Source organism: Bacteroidota bacterium (genome assembly GCA_016706255.1).
Taxonomy (GTDB): Bacteria; Bacteroidota; Bacteroidia; order Chitinophagales; family BACL12; genus UBA7236.
This window is the reverse complement of record JADJJZ010000006.1, coordinates 147929-168125: the sequence shown is the minus strand read 5'-3', so window position 1 is coordinate 168125 and position 20197 is coordinate 147929. Positions and strand designations below refer to the sequence as shown.

26 protein-coding genes are annotated in these 20197 nt (G+C 32.0%); all 26 read left to right on the top strand.

Annotated features, from left to right (window positions below; translation table 11 throughout):
- Positions 1-10 precede the first annotated feature (10 nt).
- Positions 11-1363: a peptidoglycan DD-metalloendopeptidase family protein gene (locus tag IPI65_09430; protein MBK7441730.1), complete on the top strand. Its 1353-nt coding sequence runs from the start codon at positions 11-13 to the stop codon at positions 1361-1363.
- 650 nt (positions 1364-2013) lie between these two features.
- Entirely contained in the window at positions 2014-2439 is a 426-nt protein-coding gene (locus IPI65_09425) for a hypothetical protein (GenBank protein ID MBK7441729.1), read from the top strand.
- A 98-nt stretch (positions 2440-2537) separates the two neighbouring features.
- Positions 2538-3065 (top strand): 5'(3')-deoxyribonucleotidase, encoded by a 528-nt coding sequence (locus IPI65_09420; protein MBK7441728.1) that lies wholly within the window; start codon positions 2538-2540, stop codon positions 3063-3065.
- Positions 3066-3311: 246 nt separating this feature from the next.
- A complete protein-coding gene (locus IPI65_09415) occupies positions 3312-3917 on the top strand; it encodes a hypothetical protein (GenBank protein ID MBK7441727.1) in 606 nt (201 codons plus the stop codon).
- A 263-nt stretch (positions 3918-4180) separates the two neighbouring features.
- On the top strand, positions 4181-4975 hold the full coding sequence (locus IPI65_09410) for a hypothetical protein (protein ID MBK7441726.1): 795 nt from the start codon (positions 4181-4183) through the stop codon (positions 4973-4975).
- A gap of 102 nt (positions 4976-5077) precedes the next feature.
- Positions 5078-5419: a hypothetical protein gene (locus IPI65_09405; GenBank protein MBK7441725.1), complete on the top strand. Its 342-nt coding sequence runs from the start codon at positions 5078-5080 to the stop codon at positions 5417-5419.
- A 346-nt stretch (positions 5420-5765) separates the two neighbouring features.
- On the top strand, positions 5766-6668 hold the full coding sequence (locus tag IPI65_09400; protein ID MBK7441724.1) for an AraC family transcriptional regulator: 903 nt from the start codon (positions 5766-5768) through the stop codon (positions 6666-6668).
- Between the two features lie 53 nt (positions 6669-6721).
- Entirely contained in the window at positions 6722-7210 is a 489-nt protein-coding gene (locus IPI65_09395) for a hypothetical protein (GenBank protein MBK7441723.1), read from the top strand.
- 571 nt (positions 7211-7781) lie between these two features.
- Entirely contained in the window at positions 7782-8291 is a 510-nt protein-coding gene (locus tag IPI65_09390; GenBank protein MBK7441722.1) for a hypothetical protein, read from the top strand.
- Positions 8292-8417: 126 nt separating this feature from the next.
- Entirely contained in the window at positions 8418-9479 is a 1062-nt protein-coding gene (locus IPI65_09385) for a hypothetical protein (GenBank protein MBK7441721.1), read from the top strand.
- A 106-nt stretch (positions 9480-9585) separates the two neighbouring features.
- Positions 9586-9915, top strand: a complete 330-nt coding sequence (locus IPI65_09380) for a winged helix-turn-helix transcriptional regulator (GenBank protein ID MBK7441720.1) — start codon at positions 9586-9588, stop codon at positions 9913-9915.
- 35 nt (positions 9916-9950) lie between these two features.
- Positions 9951-10451, top strand: a complete 501-nt coding sequence (locus IPI65_09375) for an SRPBCC domain-containing protein (GenBank protein MBK7441719.1) — start codon at positions 9951-9953, stop codon at positions 10449-10451.
- A gap of 72 nt (positions 10452-10523) precedes the next feature.
- The gene (locus IPI65_09370; GenBank protein ID MBK7441718.1) at positions 10524-10949 is read left to right on the top strand and encodes a VOC family protein; all 426 of its coding nucleotides are present in this window, start codon (positions 10524-10526) and stop codon (positions 10947-10949) included.
- A 102-nt stretch (positions 10950-11051) separates the two neighbouring features.
- Positions 11052-11402 carry a hypothetical protein gene (locus tag IPI65_09365; GenBank protein MBK7441717.1) on the top strand — a complete coding sequence of 117 codons (351 nt, stop codon included), beginning with the start codon at positions 11052-11054 and terminating at the stop codon, positions 11400-11402.
- 235 nt (positions 11403-11637) lie between these two features.
- Positions 11638-11928 carry a hypothetical protein gene (locus IPI65_09360; GenBank protein ID MBK7441716.1) on the top strand — a complete coding sequence of 97 codons (291 nt, stop codon included), beginning with the start codon at positions 11638-11640 and terminating at the stop codon, positions 11926-11928.
- Between the two features lie 299 nt (positions 11929-12227).
- Positions 12228-12416, top strand: coding sequence for a hypothetical protein (locus IPI65_09355; protein MBK7441715.1), 189 nt, complete (start codon positions 12228-12230; stop codon positions 12414-12416).
- Between the two features lie 77 nt (positions 12417-12493).
- On the top strand, positions 12494-12760 hold the full coding sequence (locus IPI65_09350) for a zinc ribbon domain-containing protein (GenBank protein ID MBK7441714.1): 267 nt from the start codon (positions 12494-12496) through the stop codon (positions 12758-12760).
- Positions 12761-12815: 55 nt separating this feature from the next.
- Complete coding sequence (locus IPI65_09345) at positions 12816-13742, top strand: hypothetical protein (protein MBK7441713.1); 927 nt, start codon at positions 12816-12818, stop codon at positions 13740-13742.
- A gap of 11 nt (positions 13743-13753) precedes the next feature.
- Positions 13754-14146: a hypothetical protein gene (locus IPI65_09340; GenBank protein MBK7441712.1), complete on the top strand. Its 393-nt coding sequence runs from the start codon at positions 13754-13756 to the stop codon at positions 14144-14146.
- Between the two features lie 126 nt (positions 14147-14272).
- The gene (locus IPI65_09335; protein ID MBK7441711.1) at positions 14273-14878 is read left to right on the top strand and encodes a hypothetical protein; all 606 of its coding nucleotides are present in this window, start codon (positions 14273-14275) and stop codon (positions 14876-14878) included.
- 66 nt (positions 14879-14944) lie between these two features.
- Entirely contained in the window at positions 14945-15775 is an 831-nt protein-coding gene (locus IPI65_09330; GenBank protein MBK7441710.1) for a hypothetical protein, read from the top strand.
- A gap of 174 nt (positions 15776-15949) precedes the next feature.
- Positions 15950-16696, top strand: coding sequence for a hypothetical protein (locus tag IPI65_09325; protein ID MBK7441709.1), 747 nt, complete (start codon positions 15950-15952; stop codon positions 16694-16696).
- Between the two features lie 122 nt (positions 16697-16818).
- The gene (locus tag IPI65_09320; GenBank protein MBK7441708.1) at positions 16819-17451 is read left to right on the top strand and encodes a DUF4291 domain-containing protein; all 633 of its coding nucleotides are present in this window, start codon (positions 16819-16821) and stop codon (positions 17449-17451) included.
- Positions 17452-17543: 92 nt separating this feature from the next.
- The gene (locus IPI65_09315; protein MBK7441707.1) at positions 17544-18056 is read left to right on the top strand and encodes a DinB family protein; all 513 of its coding nucleotides are present in this window, start codon (positions 17544-17546) and stop codon (positions 18054-18056) included.
- 23 nt (positions 18057-18079) lie between these two features.
- Positions 18080-18793, top strand: coding sequence for a hypothetical protein (locus tag IPI65_09310; GenBank protein MBK7441706.1), 714 nt, complete (start codon positions 18080-18082; stop codon positions 18791-18793).
- Positions 18794-18820: 27 nt separating this feature from the next.
- On the top strand, positions 18821-19702 hold the full coding sequence (locus IPI65_09305; GenBank protein MBK7441705.1) for a hypothetical protein: 882 nt from the start codon (positions 18821-18823) through the stop codon (positions 19700-19702).
- The last annotated feature ends 495 nt before the right edge of the window (positions 19703-20197 follow it).

The following is a 20197-nucleotide window of genomic DNA, read 5'->3' as shown; positions in this document are numbered from 1 at the left end:
CAGTTTAATAATGCCCGTTTCAAATCGCCCGGTTTATTTTATTGCAGCATGTTTGGGAATATTACTTTTTGCAGGTAGTTCGTCGTTGAATGCACAAAACAGCGATAAAGCAAGCTTACAAAATAAATACAGCAAATTACAATCAGAAATTAAGGATACTGAAGATTTATTAAACTCCACTAAAAAGAAAAAAGAAAATTCACTCAGCGAATTAAAACTACTCAACAGAAAAATTGACGTTCGTGAGCAGGTAATAAATAATATTGCACAACAAATGCATAGTGTAAATGAGGAGTTAAATGAAACAACCTCAGCCATAAATGCCATGCAAAGCGATATGAGTGAATTAAAAAAACAATATGCCCAAATGGTTTATTATACTTACTTAAACGACCAGGATTACAAACCATTACATTTTATTTTCAGCAGTAATAGTATCAACGAAGCCTTTCAGCGGGTGCAATACATTCGTTCGTTTCACAGTTTCAGAAAAGAACAAATTACTGCCATTGAAGAAATAAGTGAAAGTTTAACGCATAAACTCAATATAATTGAAGAGGAAAAAGAGGAAAAGGAATCGTTGCTGACAAAAGAAGAAAAAGAGAAAAAACAATTAGATGCGGAAAAAGCTAAAAAAGATGATGCTGTAAAAAAATTACAATCGCAGGAAAAAGATTTAAAGAAACAAATCGACAAAAAGAAAAAAGATGCCGCAGCATTAAAAAATAAAATACAAAGTATAATTGCAGAAGAAATAAAAAAGGAAAAAGAAAAAGCAGCAGCAGAAGCAGCACGTATAAAAGAAGCAGAAGCTAAAAAAGCTGCTGAGCAAAAAACTACTACTACCGGAACAACAACTAAAACCACAGAAACCGCATCAGCAAAAACTGAAGAAAAGGCTACAACCGAAAAAGTAAATCTCGGATTAACCCCTGAAATGCAATTAATTTCAAAAAACTTTGCCGGCAACAAAGGCAAATTACCGTGGCCGGTAGAACGTGGCACCATAACGGAGCGATTTGGTAAACATCCACATCCCGTATTAAAAGATGTAATTGTTGAAAATAACGGTATCGATATTGCAACAACTGAAGGCACAGCAGTGCGTTGTATTTTTGAAGGTGAAGTGGTAAATGTAATTTTTAATCCTGCATTTCAAAAAGGTGTAATTATAAAACATGGTGAGTATTACAGTGTATACACCAATTTAGAAAATGTAACCGTAAAAGCCGGCGATAAAGTAACCACCAAACAAAAAATCGGCACCGCCTGGGAAGACCCCGAAGAAGGCAAAACCGAAGTACATTTAGAAATCTGGAAAAACACCGTGATTTTAGATCCTGCGTTGTGGATTAGTAAATGATGTTTTTCTTACTGCAAAGATTTTAGGCAAATTTTTAAATAATAAATATTTAGCTCAAAATATTTTGGGCGTGCCCCTATAGTGATTAATAATTTGCCCCCGCAAATTTTTAATCTACTATAGGGTCGGGCTTCCGCTACAACCCCTTTGCCGAGGCGGACAAAGGGGGTTTCCGCTGCAATCCCTCACGCGTCGTCTTCGAAATTTAATTTATTAGCAAGCAGCACAATTAAAAAATAAAAAAAGCTTAATTAAATCGACGCATTATAAATCAAATCTCCAAAATGTAAGCAACCGCAAACATGTAGGGGCGAATTGCATCCGCCCTTACATGTTTGCGGTTGCGGATTATTAGGATGAATTAAAATAAAACATTTAAATTCAATATTAACAAATGAAATTATTGATTTATGTAGGGGCGGATGCAATTCGCCCCTACATAAATCAATAATTTCCTATAAATGACAATTTAATAACACAGGAAATTTTTTGGGTAATTGATTTAATGTTGTTGTGGAGTTTGCAACTCCAGACGCCACCCCGGTCTCCCGACCGAATTGACCCCAGGAATTACGAAATAATTTGTAGTTTTATTGAGCAACAGGAGCAAAAGGATTACCTTTCCAGATTAGCGAACAGTAATTAGCATTTTGATACAACAACAAATGGAAGCACTTTCAGAATTACCATCAACAACAGCAAACAGCTTGTCACTGAATGATTTTGTGCAGATAACAGGTCATGATGGTGGGATGCATAAAACCTATGAGTGGACTAATAACACAATGATATTTGGGCTTTATTATGACAGAGGTTATTTTGATTGCAACCTTACTTCATGTAAAGAACCAATAAAGTCATTCTCTTTAATTATTCTCCTCAAATATTTAAACAATGACATTCTATTTTACGATAAGGAATTAGCGGAAGTAAATCTTTGGAATACTTTGACAACAAACGAATATTTCGAATTGTTTTTTAGGTATTACGATTTGATAAAAGAATTTTTTATTAACTATAATACAGAAAGAATAAGTGGTCTTAAACAATTTTTTGACAATCAAAACGAAACATAGCTAATTCCTATTACCTATTGTTGTCGTGGAGTTTCCAACTCCAGACGCCACCCCGGGCTCCCGACCGAATCGATTTAAATCGTATTTCATAATAATATATGACAACAAAAAAGAAAAAACTTTTAATTGACATGGATGGAGTACTTTCCGACATTTATGCCCAATTTATCAAATTTGAATCCGCCCACCTGGGTTTAACTCAAACATTAACAGAATTAAAGGGAAAGTCTGAACGCGAAGCATTTAAGTTTCACGATACGTATGTTAACGCTGAAAATTTTTTTTATTCGGCAACACCTATTCAGGATAGTATCGCTTCGGTGCGTAAACTAAATGTTGTTTATGAAGTGTATATCGTTTCATCTGCAATACAATTCCCACTTAGTTTAGTTGAAAAAATAAATTGGTTGTCAAAACACTTTCCATTTATTTCCTGGAAACAAATAGTCTTCTGCGGAACCAAAAACATCGTTTATGGCGACATTATGATTGATGACCATTTCGCAAACCTGGACATTTTTAAAGGGCAAACAATTCTATTCACCCAACCGCATAATATTGACAAACACGCCGGTAATCACATACGAGTTAATAATTGGAAAGAAATTGAGATGATGTTACTTTAATATTTAAAATTGCCAAATTTATACCAACAAATCACATATTTCTCAAACCTCCTAACCCTTCAATTTTATAATCAAGGAAGTAATAAGATATCACCGAAAAACCGGAATCGAATAGAGGGGTTGTGGTGGAGTTTTCAACTCAAGATGCCACCCCGGTCTCCCGACCGCAAGGAATTTATGATTTATTTAATTATTTGTATTTTTATTGAACATTTAAAACAGGTTATAAACCTGAGAAATTTTACAATGAGAAACTTATGTATTTGTTTCTGTTTAATATTATTAACCAGTTGCAGAGTTAATTCACATCAAGATCCACCTGTTCAATCCGGGGCATCCAATTTTAGAACTGAAAATATCGAAATAGACACGTTGCGGGATCCCATACATTTTAGCTATTTATCAGATTTACCGCTTCGGCAAGTAGCGAAATTAATCCTTAATGATTCAGTTACACCTACCGATAACGATATCACATTTAAATGTATGGATAGCATGTTAAATAAGAATGCTGAAACAAGAGATTATTTTTTTCCGGTATTCATGAAAATATTAGAGCAGGCAGATGGCGCATTAGCAGAGGTTGTCGGAAGTTATGTAATTCAATATGTTGAGCATTATTCTTATGAATTTTTCTCCAGGTGCGAACATTTAAATACAAACCAATTCGAAACATTAGCTTCTGCTGCCGGAAATGAATTATATTTTGAAGATGACAATGTCAATTATACAAAAAAATGGGGAGATTTAGTTATCAGCAATTGTGTCGATTGTTCTACAAAACAAATTGAGCTTATTCAAAAGTTTAATTCGTTGGTGCTTAGTTACGTAATGCTCAATAATGAAAAGTAGTAGTTTTCAAGATTCATTAGCCAACATTTGTGAAATATGTGGACTTTTTAGGCCAACTCATTTTTTTTATAAATGGTAGTTATAATAGATTTTGCAGACCTTAATAGGACATTAACAGCCATTTCTATTTGTATCTATAGGCAGGTTACAATAATTACATAAATTTTTTATATTAATAAATAATTTGTAGTTTTAATAAGGGTTTAATGAAGCGATACTGGAATTTTTTTAAATAGAAAAAGAATTTAAATCAACACCTCAACATGAAATATTTACAAACCATCCTATCATGCACATTTCTATTATTAATAACAAGTTGTTCAAAGGATAAACTTGAAGACAAAGGATTTCAGGTAGGACCAACTTCAGAAAACGCTGAAAATGATCAGGCAAGCGAAATAAATATTGATTCGTTGAAAATTAATACACGCCCAAGTAGCGTGTTGTTGACTGGCATTCCAAACATTAGGCTGACCACTATTTATAAGGTTAACGTTAATAAAAGGGATAACACTTCATTTATTGGGTCAAATAGATTTTATTATCTATATGAAGAATATGAGGTAGATGAAGAAAATGACAGTAACAACTGGAACAATAATTTAATCCCCGGCCTGGAAGCCTGTTACGGGTACAACATGGTTAACATTTCACATTACAGCATTCAGGAAAATAAACAAAAAAACTTATTTGAAAAACCGGTTCTTGTGAAAACGCTTTATTATCCAACATTTTCAAAAGATACCCTTAACAATAATCCTGTCAGCAGAAATTATTTAATGGTTTCCGTTTACAATGAGGATACAAATAAAGACGGATTCATTAATCTAAAAGATCTTCGTCGGTTTTTCCTTTTTAATATAAACGGCGAAAAACAAATGGCGCTAATACCAGAAAACTATTCAGTTATTAAATCAGAGTATGATCCGGATAATGACTTTATGTATGTTTTTGCAAAACTAGATGCTAATAATAATGGCCAACAGGAAGAGGACGAACCTATACATATTTATTGGATTGACCTAAAAGATCCCAGCAAAACCGGGCGGCAGTATTAATAAGTTAGAAAAACAATATTTACCTTAGTATTATAATAGATTGTCTATAATGCGATTGGGCATTTTAGATAACCTAATGGACAAATCCAAACTAAATCTCCAATGAAACCATTGTCAAACATTTATGTTTTATTTGGTTTAGTATTTTTTATACTCACTTGGCTTTTTACGGGAGTTTATCAAGATGCTGAATTTAATGAGATACATGTTTTTACAAAATATCGACCAACCTTCAAAGTAAACTTTCATTCCCCAATTGGAATGGAGGACTTAAATGTTGACGATCTATCAGCAGAACACAAAAAGGAAGAACTTGCTTTTCAGAAATTTGTTGTTCAACATCAAAGGCATTGCAATGGAAATTCGGTTATTTGGTATTTGCCCTTTGTATTGATTCAACTATCATTGTCGTTTTTTAGTTTTGGTGTGTTAAAAGTTAAATAAGGCTTGTTTTACAAGAAATGGCATTTCATGTTACATCTACTTACCTGCCTTATACCAACTATAGTTGGAATTGAATTTATGGTAACTTTTAACAAATGGTATTTAACAATTTTATCGGGTTTAATTATTTTACTTATAAATTATAGTATTTTAAGGCTATTAGTATGGCTGGAGCGAAAAAGGTGTTTCATTTAATCATATAGGATAAAAATGCGGTTTTCTCATTTATTTGAAGCTTTGAATAACTTTTATAAATTTGTGATTGAGATTTTTGAAGCTAAGAATCCCCTTATCAATTAATCCAACAGTAGGTTCGTTTTTTATATACATAAGCCTCAAATTTACAATGCACCAAGAATATATTAACAGAATAAATACAGTTTTAATATATATAGATGAAAATTTAGAAACGGATTTGTCATTAGATACTGTATCTAATATTGCATTCTATTCACCTTTTCATTTCCACAGACTTTTTAAAGCCATTACAAGTGAGCCCCTTAATACATACATCATAAGAAAAAGAATCGAACGTTCTGCAATGATGTTAATTCACAATAATGAATATAGTATAGCTGAAATTGCAATAAAACTTGGTTTTAAAAACGACTCCACATTTTCCAGAACATTTAAAAAAATATACGGACAAAGTCCTACCCAGTTTCGCAAGGCAAATCTTGGCAATCTCAGCAAGATTGGTAAAGAAGATAGCAAAATTGGTAAAGTAAATTTTATAACCGAAGAATACATTTGCAACATTAATAATCTTAAAAATTGGATTAAAATGAATGCAAAAATTGAAGTTCTCGAAATGCCGAAAATGAATTTGGCCTATGTTACACAAATTGGTAAAACCGGAATTGAAGATGCTTTTCTTCGAATTCTCAAATGGGCAACGCCAAAAGGAATATTAGCCAAAAGCCAAACACATGTGTGTAGAGTATTTCACGACAGTTTTAAAGTTACCGATGCCGACAAAGTTAGAATGAGTATTGGAATTCTATCCGTTCACAATTTAGACGTTGATAACAATGTAGGGCTTACTACAATCGAAAATGGAAAACACATTGTTGGGCATTTTGTAATTGATCAAAAAGAGTTTGAAAAATCTTGGGATAGTTTATTTATTTGGATGAATGAAAACGGTTATAAAAAATCGGACCGGTTTCCATTTGAAATTTATCATAACAATTACAATGAGCATCCCGAAAAAAAGTGTATTGTTGACCTGTGTATTCCGATTGAATAAATAAAAAACCAATTATAATAGTTGAGAATAAGTAATATCTTTTAATAATTATCATGACAACTAAAAGAAAAATAATATTGTCAGCGTTTATTGGATTGATTTTGTCAATTTATCTGGTTACTTTATTTGCTCAGGATAGCAACATCAGCAACCACGATCAAATTTATCAATACCTTATGGATAGTAGTGAGAACCTTGTTGGAACCAATTGCGGAATAGCCGGGATAGCATCAACAAACCTTAAATACGCGAAAACACTGTTTACGGATAATCGCATTGATTTATTAATAAAATTGCTTGACAGTAAAATTCCGGCAACGCAATATTTGGCAATTCAATCGTTGTTACTTGTTGATTCAAAGTATCTGGATAGTTTGACAATAACCAGATTAGGGGAACTTAAAAAAAGCAAGAATGTAGTAGGATTTTGTAACGGATGTTTTGCAGGCGGAATTTATACAATTAACAAATTAATAAATGACAAGAAGAATGATACAGGCAAATCAATAAGAAATTATCTTTTAGGCAAAAACGAAGAATAGCTTAACTTTAGACTCTAAAAGTTTAACCTACTGTAAAATGAAACGCTATGAGTAAAAATAATATTTCAAAAATAATTGGATAACTTAAACAGGTTGCTTTTAAAACACTGAATTTCCGGTTCGACTAATAAATTGCGAAAAGTACAATATGTTAAAAAGTACAATAAATTATTTTTTCAAAAAACAAAAAACACTTTTCTTAATAGATAGTATTGGAGCGCTATTAACTGCTTTTTTTTTGTTTGTAATTATGCGACAATTTAATTCCTACATTGGAATGCCGAAAACTGTTTTGACACTCCTCTCCGTAGTTGCAATTTGTTTTTGCATCTATTCAATGCTTTGTTTAATTATATTAAAGAGAAATCGAGGGCCTTTTATCAGCGTTATTGGTATTGCAAACCTACTCTATTGTTTATTAACAATCGGAATGTTTTTTAAATACCAACATTTATTAACAGTAATTGGGGAAATATATTTTTTTATTGAAATAGTGGTAATTGGTATACTTAGTTATATCGAGATAAATGTTGCAAGGTTGTTATCGTATAATAAAAGTCAGTAATCAATTATGAAGTTGATTTTATCAAAAATAATTCTAATTATAGTAGCTTTACTTATTACAGTCGACTGTTTTGCTCAAACAGACACATCAGCACACAGACATTTTGTAGGAATGCAATTTGGTGGTCAAACGATGGTGTCATATCAATACGAATATTCATTAATTACAAAAAAATATTTTTTATTAAATACCAATTTAGGTATTGGACTAAATGAACATTCAGATGATACGGATCCTGAAGACAATGCTATTTTTGGGATTCATACCGGGTTAATTTGTCTATTAGGCCCAAGAAATATTGCACTTGAACTTGGTCTTTATCCAACAACTTACTTTTATGGACCTATCACCTTTGTCAACTTAAACAGTTGGGCCGGAATTCGACTCAGTCCCAAAAAAGCACCTGAGTTTAATATGGCATTTGGTTATACACCAAGACTGTTCTATACTTATAGCGACCCGAAAAATAGTTTTTTTAATGCGTCAGTTGGTGCAAAATTTGAAATTAATTTTTAATTTAGGCTAGCCATTCGACTATCCTCAACCAATTCATTTTTAATCTAAATAAAAAAATTATTTTAGCTTTAAAATATCAATGAATCCCGCATCTGTGTTAACCTAAATTTCGGAGAGTAAAAAACCATGAGAAAAACAACCATAATTACTATTCTGTTAACCTTTGCAATTACAGCACTGCTTGGACAATCAACCATAAATAATTCCCTTCTTGGTTCTTGGAAGCTGACGGGTTATGAGGTGAAAAAAAAGTCCTGGCCGGTTACTAATACTGATATTATATCATTTTATTCTGATAGCGTTTATCAAGTTATAGTTTCGGGATATATTGCCGACAGCCTTGCAACCAGGGAAGCAGGTATTTGGTTAATTGACCGGTCGGAAAACAAAATTCTGTATTTAAACAGACACCAAATACCTCATCCTGCCAACCTTACCATGGGCGATAATGAAAATAAAATTGTTGAAATTACCGACTCTACATTAGTACTTTCGGGATACGAAGGAAAAGACTTAATCTTCATGAATTATATTAAAATTCCAGAGGTGCCAAAAATTGAAGATAATTATAATCCAACTGCAGAGCTACCAAATAATATGCTTAAACCAAACTACAATTTGTATCTGGTGAATGCTGCTGACTCTACAAAACAAGTTTTAATAAATAATACCGCTATTGATCTTGGACTTAAAGCTAGCGATTTTGACACATCCGTAATTGAATATCAGAATATACGTTTAAATGGTAATTTAGAAAATATGACTGATACTTCGGTTTCTTTCGTTGTGTGGTCAGAAAGTATAAACCTTGAACTAAAAAACGGGGCAGCTAAGAAAACTGAAACTGATTACTATTTTACAGAAAATTGGGAATATAGGGATATCAATATTAACAACATCGAATACGTAACATACACAAGTCCTGCAAAGGAAACGCTCGCTACAATCGGCACTATCATCTCTGGATATTCAGTAATTACAACATTATTAGTAGCTCCGTTAGTTAGTATAAAATATCGCGAAGGAGGATTTAATTCGGAAAGGTATTTTATTTGGGCAGGGGCCGGACTTGCGGGTTTTGCAATTGGAATTCCATTATTAACATTAACAGATGGAAAAGTATACTCAATTACAAAATACGGAAATACATCAAATGAGCATTATTGGTATTTGAAAAAAGAATACTAAGCGTATTCCTGAAGGCCTTCCTCAAAAAATTTGTTAAAAAATTTGCGCAACTCAAAAGTTGCATATATATTTGCAACCCAGAAGTTGCATAATACTATATCAGAAAATGAAACAAGACCTATTTCACGCCATTGCCGACCCTACGCGCAGAGCCATTTTAGCATTGCTCGCTATGCAGGCGCTAACACCAAACGCCATGGCAGAAAATTTTGATATGAGCCGGCAAGCAGTATCAAAACATATAAAGGTGTTACAGGAATGCGAATTAATTATACCGGAACAAGCGGGACGAGAAATTTATTACCATTTCAACCCCCAAAAAATACAGGAGTTTGATCATTGGGTAGCGCATTTAAAGAAAATGTGGGAAACACAGTTTAATCAGCTCGACAATGTGTTGTTATCCCTAAAAAACCAAAACGGGAAAAAGTGTTAATCTCAATAAACATTTAACTATTAAATCATAAAAAAATGCCAAATAATTTGTTATTCAATTTTACCGTTGATAAAGCAGCGAAAACGGTATACATCACCAGAGAATTTGATGCCGAACTTTCGCTGGTTTGGGATGCCTTTACAAAAGCAGAATTGCTCGACCAATGGGTTGCACCTAAACCCTGGACATCTAAAACAAAATATATTCATTTTGAAGTTGGTGGTAAACGTTTATATGCAATGGTTAGTCCTGATGGAATGGAGCGCTGGGCAATTCAGGAATATTTATCCATTACACCAAAAACCGCTTTTAAATTATATAATTGTTTTTCCGATAAAGATGGAAATCCGGAGTTAACCGGCTCTGAATGGAGTTATGCTTTTAGCGAAATAAATGGAAAAACAACAGTGCATATTTCTATTTATAACGAATCACTTGAACGTATGGAACGTATGATTGAAATGGGCTTCACAGAAGGATATAATGCGTCAATGCTCAATTTGGAAGCGCTGCTTGTATTATTAAAGCTTTCTTAATAATCTGGGAAATAATTTCATCAAAATAATCTTATAATAAAACAAAATAGTTAACAAAAAAACTAAATCATTATGGCAAATATCAATCCACACATTAATTACAATGGCAATGCAGAAGAAGCATTCAACTTTTACAAATCAGTATTTGGCGGCTCATTCTCAACCGTAAAACGTTTCAAAGATTTAGCAAGTGCAGATTTTCCCATTCCGGAAAATGAGGCAGATAAAATAATGCATATTGCTTTACCAATTGGCAACACCTTTCTAATGGGTAATGATGTTCCTGAAATTATGGGACGAACTAATGAAAATGAGAATAGAAGTAAAATCGTAATTAGTGCAGCAAGTAAGGAAGAAGCTGATAACATATTTAATGGATTATCAGCTGGCGGTCAAGTTGAAATGCCAATGGAAGATAGCCCCTGGGGCAGCTATTTTGGCATGTTTAGAGATAAATATGGGGTTGAGTGGATGGTGGAGTATGCCGAAAAGAATTAATATCAATACGAACTTGAACTAAATGAAAATCAGACGTGATATAAAATAAGTCTGCTTAAACTTTAGTATTTTGCTCGATAAACCTCAGTTGAAATTCTGAATATGACAAAAAACAATAAAAAAATACAGCAACCACAGCGAGGTATGTTTCGGATATTCGAAATTATTACGGAGTTAATGGGATGGTGGCAAATTGTTTTGTCACCACTTTTAATTGGATTGATAATTGGCTCTGTTCTATATTTTTATGAGCCAACAACAATTAGACTTATAATAGGTGTGATTATAGCCACCACAGGGCTTGTTATAGGAATAATTTGGGCAACTAAACAATGGAAAGGAAAAGGAACGATGTGGTTTATGTCAAACATTATGTCTACAAAGGAAATAGATAATTCTGACGATGGTAAAATAACGTCCAAAATAAATCGACCTGATGAAAATAAAGCATAAAAAAGAATAGCAAATTTACAGTGTCTTAGCTTTTGTGCTTAAACCAAATTTATGTATTATTGTAATCACAAACAAAAAATACCCTTAAACATATTTGATTAACCAAGCTAATATGCAATTTAAAGCTTCATTTTGTAACCCATTTCAAAAGGACATTATTGACCTTGGCTACATGGACCAAGACAGTATAATCGAAAATTTTAAAAAAATACCTTGGATTGAAATGTTAAAACATATGGATACTAGAAATGAAAATGAAATTTATTATTCACCATCCCTAGAAATTGAAAACACCGCTACAAAACATGGCCTTTGTATTTCAGCCGTTGGCAACCCGGAGGTTTACGAATATTACATTTTTTATAAAAGACCAAAGACGTTAAAAACATTTTTTGGGCTAAAAGAAAAATTTAATGAGAACTATATGACCGACAAAACGGAACAAACAACTCAGGATGTTATCGACTGTCTACAAGCATTAATAAATGGCAATACTGAATTTTTAGATAAAAAAATTGGTTCATAAATATTGCCCACCGAACTTCGGTTACTTGCAATATTCAGACTGCTAAAATTACATTTTATATCTTCCCAGGATGTTTAAAAACGTTAGCTATTATTTGCCTTGAATTGCATGCCCATTAAAACTTAATGGTGCTGAAAAAGGGTTTACAAATGTAAACCTGTAAATCAAAGTTTAAATTTTTCTTGATTAATTAAAGACTGACTTCAATCAGTATATGAATTGATAAATGTTTGTTTTTTAAACCACGCATAAAGATAATTTTGTAACATGCTTCATCTTTCAAAATAAAATAATGAATCATGGATATTAATTTTAAGCAAAAGGTTGTTCAGCAGCCATCAACTGTTTATGGTATTGGACTGATTGGCGCCCTCATTTATTTTATTGCGAATGCAACAAGTTTTTGGATGGGTGTTTTGGGAATATTAAAAGCTTTAGTTTGGCCGGCATTTTTGGTGTATAAGCTTTTTGAATTTTTAAATGTTTAAGCCAAGGCGGTTGAAAATTATTTACAATTATTACTGTAAATAACCCGGAAAAAAGGTTTAGACCTTAAACTGAATATATGAACGAATATAAATTTTGCCAAAGCTGTGGCTTTCCTCTAATAAAAGATAAAAAGGGAGGAGGAACTGAAAAGGATGGCACAAAAAGTAAGATGTATTGTTCCATGTGTTATGAAAACGGTAATTTTTTAACGCCGCCTGAAATTAACACAGCAAAAAAAATGCAGAATTTTTGTATTCAGGAAATGAAGAAAGACGGAATAAACGGGCTCTTCGCTTGGCTGGCAACCCGACAAATACCATCCTTGAAAAGATGGAAAAAATAATAGATAGCTCAATGAAAAATTCAGAATTTGCTGTATAAAATTTTTTAGCTGGTAAATGAACAAACAACAAATCATCAATTGGTTATTGAAGGGTGATGTTTCAATACAATACCAGGTTTGGCGTGATTTATTAGGGAAAGATAAAAAGAATTTGCAACAAAAAATTGCTACTGAAAGCTGGGGAAATAAATTTTTATCAATGCAACGCGCAAATGGGCATTGGGGCAATAGTTTTTACAACCCAAAATGGATTTCAACGCACTACACATTACTTGACCTTCGTAATTTATATCTACCCCCACAAAACAAAATTGTACAAGCGACCCTCAAATTAATAGTAGAAAATGAAAAATCAGAAGATGGTGGAATTCGGTTGGGGCCAAGCACATCGCAACATAGTGATGTATGCGTTAATGGGATGTTTTTAAATTATGCAACCTATTTTCAAGTGCCTGAAATTAAACTTCGGTCGATTGTTGACAGCATATCAGAAATAATGCCGGATGGTGGCTTTAATTGCCAAACAACAAGAAGTGGTGCTAAACACAGTTCCATGCATTCTACAATTTCTGTTTTAGAAGGGTTCACAGAATTTCAAAAAGCAGGTTTTGCATACAGAAAAAGCGCTATATCTCAGGCTGTGAGTTCAGGAATTGAATTTTTGCTCATGCACAACTTATTTTTATCAGACCATACCGGTGAAATCATTGATAAAAACTTTCTAAAGTTAACTTATCCCTCCAGATGGCGATATGACATTCTAAGAGCAATGGATTATTTTCAATTTGCTGGAATTAAATGGGACAACAGAATGGAGGAAGCATTAACCTATTTACTAAAAAAGCGAAATAAGGATGGGACATGGAATATGCAGGCCGCTCATTCAGGTCAAGTACATTTTATTATGGAAAAAGGAGGAATGCCAAGTAGGTGGAATACACTTAGAATGTTACGCGTGCTAAAACATTTTGAAATTGAATAAAAATTAAATAATTGAATAGGACTTTTGGCATATTATTTATCCTAACTGGTTTTTTTGCAATAGCCGGTGGTTTGTACACGTGGGGCGATGGAAGTATTTTTGCCCAATCCGAATTGTTAAAAGTTTTAATTCCATGGGCAGATATCATATTAACAGGTCCTGTTTCATTAGTTTGCGGTTATGGTATTCTAAAAAATACGAAATGGGGTAATATTTTAGGGTTAATGACAAGTGGCATTTATATTTTTGGGTCGGTTGTTGTTTTTATTACAATGGTTTGGAACAATGAATATTCAATTTTAGTCATAATACCGGGAACTTCCGGATTCTTAATTGGAGCTGTATTCGTAGTTTTTAATTTATTGGGAATAATTAATACAGGTTATGCTCAACAGACTCCATAAAATTCAACTTACGGACTTCTTTCACATCCAAAAATACCCTTGCCCCATACTTTTCGAAAATAGATATGCATTTTTAGTACGGAAATTTCAAACTAGGAAGTTAACAAGTAATTATATTTGTTAATTTTGTATAGGTTACAAATCTTTATCAATACAAAGAATTCAATGCCAAAATATTCCCTCATATTTACATTAGTTGTCTTCTCCATTTTAATTTCATGCAAGCCCTTTACTGATAAAGAAAAGCCGGGTATTAAAACAGCATTAAACCTTGAATTATCAGGCCAAGCATATCTTTTTGCACCCGATTTAGATACAGCAAATTGCACAGTTAAAGGCGAATGCGATTGTTGTTCTTCACATATATTGTTTGTAAATGATTCCAATTTTATAGCAATCTTCTATTGTGTTGCCGATGAGCAAATCCAAAAAGGCACTTACAATATCAAGGAAGACAAAATATATTTACAATATGATACAATCGAGGTTAATAAGAATTATAATTGGGATTTTGAAACCGATACAAGTGGTGAGGCAATTAGTGAATATATTATCACAATGCAGAAAATAAACCCACGCCAAACAACGTTAAATGCATTTCCATGTAAAAATCATATATATTTTAAAATCAAGGACATAGAAACCGCCTTTGGCACCTTAGACAAAAATGAAACTGCAGCTACGCTAATCAAAAAACTAAAAAATGAAGGTGTTTATGAAAAGCTACTATAAATCGCTTTAATTTTTGGTTTTAGCTCTAAAAACTAAATAATAATCCAAATAAAACGTTATAACACAATGAAAACAGCCCTCATTTGTTTTTATCTATTAGGAATGGGGTACACTTTTGGGCAGGATACGAGTACCCATGTTAAAGAAGTAAGAGAATATAAAGTTAGTATCATAGACAACGACACAAGCCTAAAAATAAATTCAATAATTAAATATGACAGTGCTGGGAACATACTTGAAGATATATATTTTGATAATCTTATAAACACCCTTGTAAATAATACCTTTAAATCGAAAACACTTTACACTTATGATCAAATGAATAAAGTTAAATCAGTGTCATACTTTAGCGATGGCAATGAAAATCCTAATAGGAAAACTATTTTTTTTCACATATATGATAGTGAAGGTTTAATTATTCGTGACTCCTTAAGGAGTACAGATAGCAGCGGAACTATAATTTTTTATGAATATGACCAATATAAAAACATAACAAAAAAAACATATCGGCCCTTTACCGATTATTGGTATGTTGAACCTGAAGATATCCTGGATAAAAATATAAAATATGAATATAATAAGAATTCACATGTTACAACAATAGATTATACAGGGTTAGGCCTTAACCAAAAAGAACATTTTACGTATGACAGTATTGGTAATTGCATCAGTTATAATTATGAAGGAAGGTTTTCTTGCGGAGTCGGTGCTGTATATAATTACAATTGTAAATACGACGAGTCATCAAATTTAATTGAAAAAGCGTACAACGTTTTAGAATTTCCCGAAAGCGTAACTAAATATTACTATTCCGGTAATTTGCTTATAAAGGAAATTCATTTCTCTGAAAAATTAAATTACACAAGCATTTGTATTTATGAATATGAATTTTATTGAAAATATGAAATTGCCATAATTCATAAACGGTACTTTAGAATGTTAAAAAAAGCAACATAAACTATTTTTGAATTGTAAAATGCTGCCTAAGATGCAAAAGGAATTAATTTTGAACACCAAAATAAACAATTTCCATAATTTTACTGAATAAGTCAGAAATTAGAATTGTATAAAATGCCTGCGGTTAACACTCCTCTTGTAAAATATCGGATTTTATTAGCGTTCATCCTACTGACTCATGTTGTCGTAGCACAAACCGACAGTTCAACAAGTTCCTTAATAAATGCAGAACCGAACTGTATAACTCCATTCAACAAAAACGCTCCTTTCAATAATTATGTAATTAAATTTAAAGTGTTACCGTGGATAAGCACCCCAAGCGGGAGCGGCATAAATCCATCTCTTGGTTTTGAATATGGATTCTCCAAAAATCAATCAATAGGTATCAACTTGTATTACAACCAATATAGTTTTGCAACAGATGAGGTCTATGATACAATAACAAGTCAATATTATTCAGGGCCAAGAGTTTCAAACAGGGATAAAGCTATTTTTCTGAATTATCGATACTACTTTGGCCTGAATAAAATTCGGGAAAAATCTGCGACTACCTTTTATATTGGCAGCTTTTTTCGATTTGGGTTGTTAAATTTTAAATTTGAAGAAGGTTATGTAAATCTGTCACACATAACAAATGAAACTCATTATTCACTGGGTATATTCTATGGATTAAGTAAACAAATAGCCTGTTATAAGCAAAAACAATTAAATATTGATACTTATTTTGGCATCTACTTAAAACAAAAAGTCCTGTTTATCGAATATCTAGATGCACAAAACAATTTGATTAGTGATATAAAATATCCAATTAATCCAGGAATAAGAATAGGCTTAACACTGAGTTTAATTGGAACAAGATAAAATTCAATTAGATAAAAAAACAACCATCTAAAAAGCAAAATAACAAGTTCTAAAATATTGAATCCTTTAGCCACCTAATTCCTAAAATGTTTAAATTTTAATCAAAACAATATTTATATCCAATGAAACTAAACACAATTCCGCATAAAAACTATGAAACAAATCTTCCAAATGAAGGAAATTATATTATCGGTCAAAAAAGTGGAGAAAATATTCATGTATATCAGGCTTTTAATGATAAAATAGCCGATTTCGCATGTAAAAACCAAAAATTTGGTGGCCCGGATTACAGTTTTAGCAGAATGACATGGATAAAACCCAATTTTTTATGGATGATGTACAGGTGTGGATGGGGCCAAAAAGATGTTAATCAACATCGGGTTTTAGCCTTGGAAATCAGCTTTACAGGTTTTGAAGAATTACTTTCTGAAGGGGTTATAACTAGTTATGTTGATTCAACAGAAACAATACAAGACTGGAGGGATAAACTAAATTCCAGCAATGTCAGAATTCAATGGGACCCAGACCACGATTATACAGGTAGCAAATTAAAACGAAGAGCTGTTCAAATAGGAATTAAAAATGAGGCCTTACAAAAATTTAATAATAGTTATTTAAAATCAATAACAGATATAACAGAATTCGTTAAGGAACAAAAAAGTAACATCGATAACAATAAGCCATTTTTGGTAATTGAAGAAACGGTTATTGAAGTAAATGAGGATTTAAAAAGACGGTTTTCTATTTATGATTAAAGATTTTATCTTTAAATACCAATTTAATTCCAAAACATTTAGATTTAAGGTCTAGTATTTAAAAGAATAAAGTTGCAAAAACATTGAGCAATATGATTAACAAATTATATTATAACGACGCACCTGAATACTGCCATCCTTTTTTTAATCTCGTGGCCTCAGATGATTTATTAAGTGAATTAAAACAAAGCAAAGAATTTACACTTGAACTAATACATTCAATAACAAAAGATAATGAAAATTACAGGTATGCACCCAATAAGTGGACCACAAAGGAAGTGTTACGGCATATAATAGATTGTGAACGAATTTACACATACAGGGCTCTCCGGTTTTCCAGACATGACAATACAGAGTTAGCCGGTTTTGATGAAAATTTATATATAGAAAATACAAAAACCATTGAATTCAGTTTAGCGGATTTAAGCAATGAGTTTGAAGCCGTGAGAAATTCCACAATTGCGTTATATAAACCTATGACAAGTGCTATGCTTGATTTTAAAGGTTCAGCAAACAATGCCGTCTTTACCGCAAGAACCTTAGGATTTATGACAGTGGGGCATAATATTCATCATTGTAATATTATTAAAGAAAAATACTTATGAAAATAATTAAATAAAGAATAGGTATGAAATTTAATCTTATTATAAAGCTTAATTTCAAATTGAGGTATTATATCCTGTTACCGTTTGTTTTTATTGCAGCCGATATTTGCCATGCGCAAAACAATATTTGGGGACTCTATATTAATAATGATGGCGCCTACAGGTCAATACATTTAAAGCCTGATAGTACATATTATTATGAATTTGGAGATAGATGCGGTGGTTCCTATAAAGAAACGGGTAACTATAATACAATTGCAGATACCCTTTATCTATTTAAAACTGGTGCCGATACTAACGATAAATCAAAATTTCTAATGTTAAATGAATCTAATATTCTAACTTACTATGACACAGTAATTGATTCAGAAACTTTGGAAAAATTTGCGGTTTGTTTATGGCAACCGAATTCTATTGCAGCTATTTGGGAAAGTGATAGCATTTTGCCACTTAACAATGCAGGAAGAATTTCTGATTACTTGGTTCTATTAAGCGGAAGTTATGTCAAAACATCAGCATATTATGACAATGGAAATTTAAAGTTTTATGAACAAAATAGTAGTAAGATAAAAATTGTAACGAATTACCACTTAAATGGTCAAATTAGTTTAATTGAACACTATTATAAAAATAAAAAAACCGGTGACTGGATATATTATTCAGAAACCGGAACCGTAATTCAAATTGACACTTATAAAAACGGTAGACTAAAACGGCTTAAAAGAAGTAATTTGTAATTATAAAAACTTTTATATATTTAAGCAATGATTTTTACTTGTAACATTAGAAAGGTTGATTTTTTTATTGATGAGTTTGAAGAATTAGGTCCGGTAGATTTAGACCAGGCAATACTGATTTTTCGAGAATTTCCATTTGAAGCCCAGCTACAGGAAGCTAAGGAGCTTGAAGAACTAGGCTGCCCGCCAACAGTAACATTTTTAAGCTCCGATAGTAAAGAGCTTAGTATTTGGACCATGAATGATGAAGGGTTTTCACTTTTTTATGATAATGGAACACAAATAAGCAACTTTTATATTTCAAACAATATTGAAAAAAACCCTGATGCATTATTGGTTGAGGAATTTATTGAATTATTTTTTAATGGGACAATAGAACAGGAGTTAAAACTGGCAGATAAGGATGAATACGATGTTGAGCCTTTAATAGATGCCTACGAAAATAATAATTCGGCGCCCATTGTTTCCTTCCAATACAAAGGCATGGAAAATTTAAAACCATATATATTTACATTAGTATATTTAATTGGTGCAATTATTATATTTATTTTAGACGCTAAAAGCAATTTCAAGATGGGCTGGGGTGTTCATGCAATAATTTCATTATTTTGGTTGCCCGGCACATACCTTCAATATACATTTTGGCGCAAAAACAAAGGTGCAACTGTTACTATTAATAAAGAAACCAAAACTCTTAAATATTTATCAAATTACGAAAACATTCAATTTAAAAGAACTGATATAAAATATTGTAAGGTGGTTGAGTGCACTTCAATTAAGGCTCCGTGGTCAGGATATAGCTATATTCTTTTTAAACTTAACAATGGTAAACAAGTTGTCATTACAAATTTTATAACCACTCACTCAAATATTATAAATAATCTTAAACCCCTTGTAAAATTTGAATAAGAAATTATTCCTTTTATATCTGGTTAAATCATTTGCTTAATAGTTACTTAATTTCAGTTATCCTATTTATGAAAAAGAACCCACCCATTTTACTTTTATTTATATCGTTAATACTCTTTGTTTTCTCAATAATTGTGTTCAAATTTAATTATGCAACAGACATCCGTTTACACGATACATATTTTGTAGTTTCGCATGTGCATATACTTTGGTTATTGGCCATTATTACAATTTTATTATGGATAGTATATCTAATAGCAAAGAGCTTGGTTTTATCCAAACCCCTAATTTGGGCACATGTAATTATTACTATTATCTCATTAATAGTTGTTACAATAACACTATTCAGCGGGTCGGCATCAGCGCTATCAGAAAACAATCAAACATATTTTATAAAAGTAATAACCATATGTGTATATACTTTTTTAGCTGCCCAATGTATTTTAATATTTAATATTGGTAAGGCATTTTTAAGAAAAATTAAGAATAAATGAA